This is a genomic window from Streptomyces sp. NPDC093065, from assembly GCF_044754585.1.
GTDB lineage: Bacteria > Actinomycetota > Actinomycetes > Streptomycetales > Streptomycetaceae > Streptomyces.
Genome location: NZ_JBIVPJ010000053.1, coordinates 1 through 9674, shown reverse-complemented (window position 1 = coordinate 9674; position 9674 = coordinate 1). Strand labels below are relative to the sequence as shown.

Genomic DNA, 9674 nt, shown 5'->3' with positions numbered 1-9674 from the left:
AGCAAGGAGGCGCCCGGCCTGACCGCCGTGCTGGTCGGTCTGGGCTGGGACGTGCGCACCACGACCGGCACCGACTACGACCTCGACGCCTCCGCACTACTCCTGGACGCGTCGGGCAAGGTGCTCTCGGACGGGCACTTCGTCTTCTACAACAACCTCACCAGCCCGGACGGCTCGGTCGAGCACACCGGCGACAACCTCACCGGCGAGGGCGAGGGCGACGACGAGGCGGTCAAGGTGAACCTGGCCGCGGTCCCGGCCGAGGTGGACCGGATCGTCTTCCCGGTGTCCATCCACGACGCGGAGAACCGGGGGCAGAGCTTCGGCCAGGTCCGCAACGCCTTCATCCGCGTCGTCAATCAGGCGAACAACCAGGAGCTCGCCCGCTACGACCTGTCCGAGGACGCCTCGACCGAGACCGCGATGGTCTTCGGCGAGCTGTACCGGCACGGCGCCGAGTGGAAGTTCCGCGCCGTCGGTCAGGGGTACGCCTCGGGTCTCGCGGGCATCGCCGCGGACTTCGGCGTCAACGTCTAGACCGAAGTGCCTCGGTCCTGCTCGGCGAGAGCAGGACCGAGGCCCCCGCCCTGCCCGACGCGGCTCACCGTTCGTCCTCCTTGAGCGCCTTCTTCTCACTCTTGAGGATCCGCGCCGCCTTACCTGCCGAGCGCATCAACTCCGGTCCCTTCTTGGCTCCGAGGACGACGATCACCACGAGAAGCACCAGGGCCAGTTCGCTCAGACCGAACACCGGGTCCGCTCCCTTCCAGGACGAGCGCAGACCGGCGACGGACGCATCACCGACCGCACCGCGCCAACTACAGTGCTGTAGAAGTCTCTTGCAGACCTGATCAACCAGCAAGGACGCCTTCCGGCCGCGGTGGCCGGTATGACGGTTCCGGCTCGCCCGCCCCCCTCCTCCCGAACGCGTCCACACCCGGCTCTCGCAGGCCGGGACTGCCGACGCTTCGAAGGGGCATTCGTACGCATGAAATAAGCACGAGGTAAAGGCAATGGAGGGTCAGACATGGAGATTTCCGGCATCGTCAGCGCCATCGTGATCGGCATCGTCATCGGCGTCCTGGGCCGCCTCGTCATCCCCGGGCGGCAGCGCATCGGCATCTTGTGGACCATCTGTGGTGTGAGGTCTCGGGACTTGGTTGACAGCTTGTCCTCATGACATCGTTGACGGTCTCAGGAGATGCTGGATCGTGGCTCAGAGCTTGGGGGCATGGATTTTTGCCCTGAAACGGGTGACCGGGTGCTGGTTCTTGCGCGGGTGAAGTGCGAGGTCAGCGCCGTTCAGTGTGATGCGGAAGTAGGTGTCCTCAACGTGGACGGTGACGATCTCGCCGGCGTAGGTACGGCCGACGCGTAGCCGTTGGCGAGCGACCATGATGACTCCGTCCGCAGGCACCTTGCGCTCGACGTGGACTGCGCCGGCCGCGGGTGCGGGTAGTTGGCCCGAAGAGACTCTGGCGCCGCGCAGGCCAGAGCGTTGGTCGGCATCGATCGGTGAGGGCAGAGTCTTGGCGAGCACGCCGTCATGGACGACGTGCATCAGGTGTCCGTCCAGGCGCAACGTGACGCGCTGTCCTGCGAGTTCGTATCCGACCGTCACCTCGGTCTTGCCGAGGCTGGCAACACCGCTCAGGTCGACCTTCCGGTCCACCTCGATCACCGTGCCGGGTTCCAGGCGCCCCAGCCGACCCGCGGCAGGGGCTGCTGGCGGCGGCCCTGCCCGAACGGCCCCTCGCATCGCAAGCTCGTGCAGGTTGGCGGCGTCGAGACACGACGCGACGCTCCTGACCAGCTGACCGTCGATGACGATGTGGACCGTTTGCTCGTCCGCCCACACTTGTGCGCGGCGTCCCGCGTGCTCCTTGCCGAGCCTGACCCGCTGAACGCGGGGCAGCACGCCGACCAGGCCGCTGGCTGCGACGACGGTCTCGAACTCCATGGGCGGCGCCGAGGTCGGAATCAGCATGGTGACCGGCGCTGCGGGCTCGGCCTCGATGGACGGTTCCTCGACGGGAGTCTCAGCCGTGACGATCGTCGGTTCCGGGGGCTGGTTCGGCCGGAACCGGCTGGCGGGGCTAGCCATGTCGAGGGCCTGGTGAGGCCTGGCCGTGTTGTAGGTGTGCACCCAGGCATCGACGGCGGCCTGGGCGGTGGGCAGATCAGCGAACGGGCCGGAGACATCAAGGAGTTCACGGCGCAGAGTCTGGTGCCACCGCTCGATCTTTCCCGTCGTGGTCGGTGAGTACGGCTTGATCAGCTTGGCGGTGACGCCGTTCTCCCGGCAGACACGCTCGAACAGCACCTCAGCGGGCCGGGGTTTGGTGAAGCGGCCGGTGAACTGCTTGCCGTTGTCGGTGAGGACCTCCGCCGGCACCCCGTAGGTTCGCATCGCGCGCACGAAACCGTCCGCGACAGCCCGCCCGGATGGCACCGCCAGGACGGTGGAGACGACGATGAACCGGGAGTGATCGTCGATCCCGGTGAGCATCTTGCACTCGCGGCCGTCGGCCAGGTAGACCCCGCCGACCAGGTCCAGCTGCCACAGATGCATCGGCGTCTCGCGCTGCCACCGCCGGTACTTGCGGCGATGCTGCTGCTTCTGCTGCCGGATGAGCCCGTTGCGTTCCAGAATGCGATGCACCGTTGCCCGTGACGGAGCTGCGGCGGGACTGGTCCGAGCGACCTCGAAGGCGATCCGCCGGGCACCCCAACGGGGGTTTGCCCGCCGCATCTCACAGACCAGGGCCTCGACCGCGGCCGGTACCCGCGTGGGGCTGGACCGCGGACGCCGGGACTTCTCACGCAATCCTTCGAGCCCACCGGCGTCGTACCTGGACTTCCAGGTGTAAATCGTCTGGCGCGACACGCCGTACCGAACGGCCACTTCGCTGACTGGAGAACCGTCGAGCACTTCAAGGACAGCGCGGTATCGCTGCTCTACCAGCCACGTTGGACCCTGTTCGGAATCTTCCCCCACCGCCACAACGTCAAGGATCGAGGAGCTGATCGCGGCCGTCAAGAATGTCCCGAGACTGCCGTCAACCCTCTCCTGAGACTCTTCTGTCGTCTATGTCTTGAGGCCACACACGACACCATCGCGGTCGGTATCGTGGCCGCCCTCATCGGCTCGGCACTTGCCGCAGCGTTCGGCGTTGCCGACACCGACGGCGTCGACTGGGTCGAGTGGCTGATCCAGATCGCTCTCGCAGCACTCGGTGTGGCCGCCCTGGACCGGGCCAAGGCGCGTCGCTGACACGTCAGGGCTTTACAGCACCCGCCGCACGGCCGGCAGTCGGCGAAGCCCTGCCGCGAGGAGAAAGGCGGACGGCACGGCGAGGACAAAGACGACGAAGCACGAGCCGGCCGCGGACAGGCCACGGTCGGCCAGGCCGTACTGCATGGCGACCACCACCGGTAGATGAATGATGTAGACGGCATAGGAATTCGCCGCCATCTCCCTAGACCACGGCGTGCTGCCCTGCACAAGCTCACGGAAGAGCGTGAGCAGTCCGACGCACAGGGCAACGCACAGCAGACTCTCGTAGGCCGCCCACGACGCGGACGGGACATCCGCCCCTCCCGGTCCAAAGCGGTTGGAGTCGGGGCCCACCAGGAACAGCAGGGCAACGCCCGTCGCTCCTACGCCCAGCCACACGCGTCCGACCCCGGCATCGAAGCGCTCCAGCCAGTTCTGACGTGCGGCAACGACTCCCAACGCGAAGAAGGTGACGTACTGCGGCACCCGGGCGGGCTCGACCTGGAGGAAATCCAGGAAAGGCACCCACTCGTCGAGCGGATAGCGCAGCCGGACGAAAAACGTGGCGGCAGCCAAGAGGACGGTCAGCACCACCAGTGCGCGGTGCCCAGGCAACGGAAGAGCACGCCCGGGCTTGCCGTGCGGGAACCGCAGCGGGCGGCTCAGCCGGCGGAGAGCCGCGTACACCACGGTGTACGCGAGCAGGTTCTGGACGAACCACAGGTGACCGAACTGGAGATCCGGCCAGGAAGGACCACTCCAGCCCGCCGGCTCGTCGCCCAGCCCCAGGTACACGTCGGTGAAGTAGCGCGGGAACGACATCGGCGGATAGCCGCGATAGTGCACGAAGTACGCGTACATCAGCCCCGGCACGATCGTCAGGGCGCCCACTACGACGGGGATTCCAAGCCGTACGAGCCGGCTGCCCAGGAACCGCCGGGCGCCACGGCGCTCGTAGGAGCCGGGTATGAACACGGCGGAGACGAAGAAGAACAGACTCATGAAGAAGGAGCCGTCAATGGCGGAGAGCGTGGCGAGGGCTCCGGAACGGGGCTGCCCCTCGACGTACCACCAGTCGGCAGGGCCGTAGGGCTGGGCGGCATGGTGAAGCACAACCAGGACGGTCAGGGCGACCCGCAGGTTGTCCACCCACTCCAGGCGATGGTTTCGCAACATGGATGTGTACATGTGCTGAGTTTCCTCAACACATGTACACCTGACACTGGGGCTACCCCCCGTGCCGTTCCTCCAGGCAGCCATAGAAGCCCTGGAGCAGCAGACGCTGGTTGGCCACGCTGCGCTGCTGCAGAATGTCCGGAGCGAACATCGGATCCTCCAGGTTGGGCTGCATCACCCGCTCCAGAAGCAGGGGGCCAAGGATCAGGCAAAGCATCTGAAACGGCGCCCAAGCATTGTCGGCCCCACTGCCCTCCCGGGCACCGTGGGCATCGGACAGTCGTTCCAGTTCCGCCCGCGCTCCGCTCAGCAGCCTCCCGAACAGCGCCGCACTGGCTTCGCTGTCCTCCAGCAAGACCTGCCGCAGATAGCCTCGAAGCACCGGGTCCGCTCCGAACAGGCGAGCCGAGACTGCCCCCAGCGACTCCATGAGGCCAGCATCGGAATCCACATCGGCCAGTTCGCTGCCGATACGGTCCAGCACGTCCTTGTCGACCGCCGCGCGCAGCCCCTCCTTTGAACCGAAGTGGCGGGTGACCAACGCCGGCGAGACTCCCGCCACCGCCGCCACCGCCCGCGTCGACGTCGCCTCGAACCCCCTCTCGGCGAACAGCTCCAGCGCCGCATTCCGCAGCCGCGCCCGCCCCGTGAGATCACCCTTCTCCACCTGCATGTTCGCAGCGTAGCCAAGCACACGTACGGAGACCGCCCGAGACGCTCTTTCCCGGAAGGTGGCCTACCTACAAGTCCGGGTCAGCGGCGTTGACCGCGAACTTCGGCCTCAGCGAGGAGGCGCGAGGCAGGGCAGCCGTACGCTCGGCACACTGCAGCGAGCATGGTCACCGTCGGGTCGGTCACCGCTCGTTCCATCCGTGACAGCGTCGAACGGCTGACACCACTGCGCCGTTCGACGTCGTACGCGGACCAAACACGTTCGGTCCGCAGGACGAGGAGCAGGCGGGCCAGCTCAGTCGTGATGCACGTGGTCGGGTCTCTGGCTGTGTGCCCCTTCTCGAGACAGGCTTCCTACCCCATGGCTGGGCGTCGAGATCGAGAACCCGAGGCCCGGATACGTCGCCGACTGGCCCGACCTGCCCGACTGGCGGAAAGGGACCGACGCAGACATCTTCGAGGCCATTGAGGACGGCTCAAGGTAGCCGCGAATCGGGACCGACGATGGCGGCCGACGTAGGGACGACGGTTAGCGCGGCCAGTAGCGAGGCGGCTCCTTGACAGGATCAACCAGGTCGAACCGTTGCTTGCTGCCGGGATTCAGCCCTTTGATGTGAACGAGCTGCTGGCCCTCCATCGACTCGACCTCACGGACGATCAACGGCATGGCGGCGATGACCGCTCCCATGGCCAGGCCCAAGCCCACCATGCCCTTGTGAGCGTGGCTGAACCGAATGTGGTGCATGCCGGACTTCTTGATGGCGGCCGTCTCCGAAGGGTCCTCCAGTTGACGGCCGTCCTTGGTAAGGAAGGCTTCGAAGCCTCTCTTCGCGGCGTCGGGAAGCAGAGCAAGATCCTTCTTCCCTGCCCACTTGATCTCACTGACGTGACGCACCTCGTGCCCGGGCAGTAGTCGCCTGAGCATCTCCAGCATCTGTACCGGTACGTTCTCGTCGATGAGGATTCGCATCAGGCAGCGCGCGGTCCTGGGCTGTAGCTGTCCACGTACAGCGCGAAGGACACAGCATCGCGGGCAGCCTCCGCCGTCACGCCGGGGTAGTAATCGGCGATCTGCTCAGGGGGGATGCCATCCTCCACCAGCTCCGCGACGGCTTCGAACGGTACGCGAGTGCCGGCGATCACGGGCTTACCACCCTGCGTCTCCGGATCCACGCTGACGTATTGCTTGGGCCGTAGAAGGTGTGGGACCACAACGCCGGCTCGGGGGGCAAACTCCTGGAGGATGTCGCCCATGGTCGCGATGACCCGCTGCCCAGGGTGCTTGACGAGGTCTGTTGCGTGGTCATCCTTGGCGTCACCCACAAGGACGATGGAGTCACCTTCAGCGACCAGGGAGTAGCTGGATAGGTGCTCGAACTCGCCGACTCGCTTCAGCGTGGCCAGTGCCTTGCGGATCTTCTGCAGCGATACGTCTTGGCGCAGGATCGCGAACGCCCGTAGTGCCAGCACGTCCCGGAAGGAGTACAGGGCAGGCTTGGTCGCAAGTTCCGGGCAGAGGATGGGGCCGTTGCCTCGGTCCTGCCGCCAAGAGCGCAGCTGCCCGATGGTGGCCCCGGAGAGAGCCGCAGCCATACGTGTCGAGTACGCCATGGTCCACTCCCTCCAGTCCTCAGGATTCTCTATACGCCAGCATCCCAGCAGTGCGCACCAGGACGCTACAGGACGTACGGAGGGCTGGCCGAAGCAGGCGAAGGGCTGCCGCAAATTGTCGAAAGGCTTCGAGCGGCCGGTCACGGCGACTGCCTGGGACGCCTTCCCGCGCCGATCGAGGAATGCCGGTCGCCCAGCAAGTGTGCGGATGACCGTTCCAAGGCTGGGAACGTGAAGAGGGACCGCCTCCGAGAGGAGGAGACCATGGGTTCGTCACAACGATCACTCGGTGCCTTCGTCGCGGCTGCCACGCTCTGCGCAGCCGCCGTCTCCTGAACGACGCACCCCGGCCGAGCGTCAGAGACGGCACGCTATCGACTCTGCCTGTGCCGTGCACCGGAGAGAGCTGTGAGGCGGGCACCGGCTCACAGGTGACCGCGTTCCTGCCGACGCGCGGGGACGCGGTTAGTATCGGCGCCGCGCGACGCCCACGGGCTGCGCCGGGACAGCGCCGAGTGACCGTCCCTAGTCGCCACCACCGTCACCGGTGTCTCCTCCGTCCGCACCCCAACCGTCCCCGTCACCGGATTCGTTGTCGTCACCGCCGAGGCCGAGACTGCTGTACCAGGGGCGGTCCCACTCCTCGTCGGTGGCGACCGGCTCACCGCCGTTCATCGGGCCCCGGACCGAACGGAACCGCGCCAGACCCGTCGTGTCCCCGAGCCCGAAGGCGACGGAGAAGACCTGTGCCATGACAGCGTCCAACGGGTCGGCGCTCTCGTACCGGACGGGAGCCAGCGGCAGCAGCACCGACCCCGGCTCCACGGCGGGTCGACGCGGGGGACGCGTCAGCAGGGCGACGCGGCGTTCGTCACGCAGCAGCGAGGAACTCGTCGAGTCCTCCCGCCGCAGCACCCAGTGCTGCCCGGGCAGCCCCGGCAGACGCACCTCCACGCAACTCTTGGACTTGCGCAGCTTCTTCCTGAGGCTGAGCTGCGCGGTCGCCTCGCCGACGGTCAGTCGCAAGCCCTTGGCCAGCTGGGCGGATTCGCGGTCGAAGCCGTGCGGGGCGCGGATCCGTACGACAGGCGGGTGCGGCCCCCCAGACGTCGACGCGCACCAGGCGCCGGTCCACGGCCACGGTGATCGGCCCGGCGGGCCCCGGTGCGTGCCTCCGCGCGATCCACAGGGGTACACCCTCGGCCCGGGACCGCTCCGCCAGGGCAGCCACCTGGCCGGGGCCGCCACACCGCGCTACCGCCAGCTCGCCGAGGGTGCGGGCGAACTCGGCGGCCTGCCGCACTCTCACCGGCGTGGCCGTCCCGGTGATACGGGTCACCGGGACGACACCGGCCGCCTCCGCCAGCCCTTCCAGCGGGCGCTCAGCCCCGCCGCCCCCGAGCCAGCAACCGCGGTGGAACGCCTCGGCCATGGCACCGAGGTTCAGCTCGCTCAAGGGTGTGGTCCTGCCGCCTCTACGCAGCCCGTCCTCGGACAACTCCACAATCCGTGCCAGCGGATTCCAGGACCGCTCGCCGTAGAGCACCTCGCTCACCGCACCCCCCGCGTTGCTTACTGATCGGCCATGCCTTCCAGACGGCCACACCTTGCAGAGTGCACTGGAGTACCTAGCGGTTCCCGGTGACGACCCGCCGCTCCCCGGCCAGGTCACGCGTGCGCAGTCGCCGGCGCTGCCGGATCACCGGTACCGCGCCACGGTGTACGCGACCGGCCCGTTCAAGGCGCCTGCTCCGGTCCCGTCCGTGATCTGGACGACGTCGAAGCCGGCGAGTGACGCGTACAACTCCAGCTCGCGGGGTCCGAGGACACGTCGGCGGATCAGGTCCCGTGTTTCCTCACCTGAGGCGAACACCCAGTGCCGACGCGTGGTGTTGATCTGGGCTCGCAGATCCCACTCGTAGCCAATGGTCACATGGGCCGTGCCCGAGCCGGTCTCGACCTGTGTCTCGTGCGGCCCGTCACGCTCGATCGGGGCTACCGGACAGCAGAGCACGAGGAGCGTCCCAGGGCGGGCGTGCGCTGCGAAGGTCCGGAAGACCGCCTGGATTTCCTGATTGTCGTGCACATACGCGAGGGAGTTCCCCAGGCAGGTCAGCACGTCGACGGTATGACCGAGCCGGATGGTGCACATGTCGCCGAGGCGGATGTCGAGGTCGGGCCGCGTGCGGCGGGCGTAGTCGACCAAACCGGGTTGGAGCTCGACGCCGACGCAGTCGAAGTGCTGGGACAGGAGCTCCAGGTCTCTTCCGGTTCCGCAGCCCAGGTCCAGTAGGGTCCGGGCGTCCGGGCGGTGCCGATCGACGAGTGCCCGGCAGGTGCTCGCACTGTCGCTGCCGGTCTGCACTCTGTCGTACAGGGCGGGGTCTCGGTAGAAGAGGTTGGAGGCTTCCAGGTGTCCGGGGTCGGTGATGTTTAGTCCGCTCATGCAAGGCTCCGCAGTCCGGCTTCCAGGGCGAGCGTGTCGCACAGCAGGTCGGGCACCGCGGGAGCCCGCTCGGCATGGTCACGGGCCCGGCTGAGGGCGTCGGCATCAACGTAGCCGAGATCGACCAGCAGGGAGTCGGTCAGCATCTCGTCCAGGAGAGGCAGTCCGTAAGTGCGCAGTCCCGACTCCATGACCGCGAGGAAGTTCTCCGGCTCGGTCGGAGCCGCGACGGAATCGGGCAGACCCGCCCGCCGAAGCCGGTCGCGGAACATCCTCTTGTCGCGTTTGTAATCGTACGGCAGCTGCTCCATGAAGCGGATCATCCGGGGGTGGACGAGCGGGGCCACCGGCCAGATGCCGAGTCTCACGTATGCCGGGTTGTGCAGGCCGAAGGCCATAAGACCGTGTCCTACGTGGTGAGGCGGATCAGTCGCTTGTAGCAGCACAGGGTGGCGGCGAGGCCGAGAAAGGCCAGGTAGTTGCGGGGATCGC

At 67.3% G+C, this 9674-nt stretch carries 11 protein-coding genes and 2 pseudogenes; 3 read left to right on the top strand and 10 right to left on the bottom strand.

The genetic code is table 11. From position 1 onward, the window contains the following. A partial coding sequence (locus tag ACIQFU_RS38415; protein ID WP_402558013.1) for a TerD family protein occupies positions 1 to 537 on the top strand: 537 nt, incomplete at its 5' end. Positions 538 to 601: 64 nt separating this feature from the next. Here ACIQFU_RS38415 and ACIQFU_RS38410 read toward each other — a convergent pair. After that, complete coding sequence (locus ACIQFU_RS38410) at positions 602 to 751, bottom strand: twin-arginine translocase TatA/TatE family subunit (protein WP_365558117.1); 150 nt, start codon at positions 749 to 751, stop codon at positions 602 to 604. Between the two features lie 276 nt (positions 752 to 1027). Between ACIQFU_RS38410 and ACIQFU_RS38405 the strand changes: the two are divergent. Continuing rightward, positions 1028 to 1135, top strand: a pseudogene (locus tag ACIQFU_RS38405) (GlsB/YeaQ/YmgE family stress response membrane protein); the annotation flags it as partial. A gap of 81 nt (positions 1136 to 1216) precedes the next feature. On the opposite strand, the gene ACIQFU_RS38400 reads toward ACIQFU_RS38405, so the two are convergent. After that, positions 1217 to 2998 (bottom strand): IS481 family transposase, encoded by a 1782-nt coding sequence (locus tag ACIQFU_RS38400; RefSeq protein ID WP_402558017.1) that lies wholly within the window; start codon positions 2996 to 2998, stop codon positions 1217 to 1219. 114 nt (positions 2999 to 3112) lie between these two features. On the opposite strand from ACIQFU_RS38400, the pseudogene ACIQFU_RS38395 reads away from it, so the two are divergent. Further along, positions 3113 to 3274: pseudogene (locus tag ACIQFU_RS38395) on the top strand (GlsB/YeaQ/YmgE family stress response membrane protein); the annotation flags it as partial. 12 nt (positions 3275 to 3286) lie between these two features. On the opposite strand, the gene ACIQFU_RS38390 reads toward ACIQFU_RS38395, so the two are convergent. The 8 genes from ACIQFU_RS38390 to ACIQFU_RS38355 all read right to left on the bottom strand — a co-directional run bounded on the left by ACIQFU_RS38390 (position 3287) and on the right by ACIQFU_RS38355 (position 9580). Further along, positions 3287 to 4465 carry an acyltransferase gene (locus ACIQFU_RS38390; RefSeq protein ID WP_402558012.1) on the bottom strand — a complete coding sequence of 393 codons (1179 nt, stop codon included), beginning with the start codon at positions 4463 to 4465 and terminating at the stop codon, positions 3287 to 3289. Between the two features lie 40 nt (positions 4466 to 4505). Continuing rightward, entirely contained in the window at positions 4506 to 5126 is a 621-nt protein-coding gene (locus tag ACIQFU_RS38385; protein ID WP_402558010.1) for a TetR/AcrR family transcriptional regulator, read from the bottom strand. A gap of 80 nt (positions 5127 to 5206) precedes the next feature. Further along, positions 5207 to 5410 carry a helix-turn-helix domain-containing protein gene (locus ACIQFU_RS38380; RefSeq protein WP_402558015.1) on the bottom strand — a complete coding sequence of 68 codons (204 nt, stop codon included), beginning with the start codon at positions 5408 to 5410 and terminating at the stop codon, positions 5207 to 5209. Positions 5411 to 5654: 244 nt separating this feature from the next. Next, the gene (locus tag ACIQFU_RS38375; RefSeq protein WP_402558008.1) at positions 5655 to 6095 is read right to left on the bottom strand and encodes a DUF5615 family PIN-like protein; all 441 of its coding nucleotides are present in this window, start codon (positions 6093 to 6095) and stop codon (positions 5655 to 5657) included. Next, positions 6095 to 6736, bottom strand: a complete 642-nt coding sequence (locus ACIQFU_RS38370) for a DUF433 domain-containing protein (protein WP_402558006.1) — start codon at positions 6734 to 6736, stop codon at positions 6095 to 6097. The genes ACIQFU_RS38375 and ACIQFU_RS38370 overlap by 1 nt, the downstream gene beginning before the upstream one ends. A gap of 525 nt (positions 6737 to 7261) precedes the next feature. Further along, positions 7262 to 7762, bottom strand: a complete 501-nt coding sequence (locus tag ACIQFU_RS38365) for a hypothetical protein (RefSeq protein WP_402558004.1) — start codon at positions 7760 to 7762, stop codon at positions 7262 to 7264. A 673-nt stretch (positions 7763 to 8435) separates the two neighbouring features. Then, positions 8436 to 9182, bottom strand: coding sequence for a class I SAM-dependent methyltransferase (locus ACIQFU_RS38360; RefSeq protein WP_402558002.1), 747 nt, complete (start codon positions 9180 to 9182; stop codon positions 8436 to 8438). Beyond that, positions 9179 to 9580, bottom strand: a complete 402-nt coding sequence (locus ACIQFU_RS38355) for a hypothetical protein (protein WP_402558001.1) — start codon at positions 9578 to 9580, stop codon at positions 9179 to 9181. Before ACIQFU_RS38355 ends, ACIQFU_RS38360 begins: the two co-directional genes overlap by 4 nt. Between the last annotated feature and the right edge of the window lie 94 nt (positions 9581 to 9674).

Coding starts and splice junctions, on each gene's coding strand:
- ACIQFU_RS38390 (WP_402558012.1), bottom strand. CDS start 4,465: ATGTACACATCCATGTTGCGAAACCATCGCCTGGAGTGGGTGGACAAC.
- ACIQFU_RS38370 (WP_402558006.1), bottom strand. CDS start 6,736: ATGGCGTACTCGACACGTATGGCTGCGGCTCTCTCCGGGGCCACCATC.
- ACIQFU_RS38385 (WP_402558010.1), bottom strand. CDS start 5,126: ATGCAGGTGGAGAAGGGTGATCTCACGGGGCGGGCGCGGCTGCGGAAT.
- ACIQFU_RS38355 (WP_402558001.1), bottom strand. CDS start 9,580: ATGGCCTTCGGCCTGCACAACCCGGCATACGTGAGACTCGGCATCTGG.
- ACIQFU_RS38375 (WP_402558008.1), bottom strand. CDS start 6,095: ATGCGAATCCTCATCGACGAGAACGTACCGGTACAGATGCTGGAGATG.
- ACIQFU_RS38360 (WP_402558002.1), bottom strand. CDS start 9,182: ATGAGCGGACTAAACATCACCGACCCCGGACACCTGGAAGCCTCCAAC.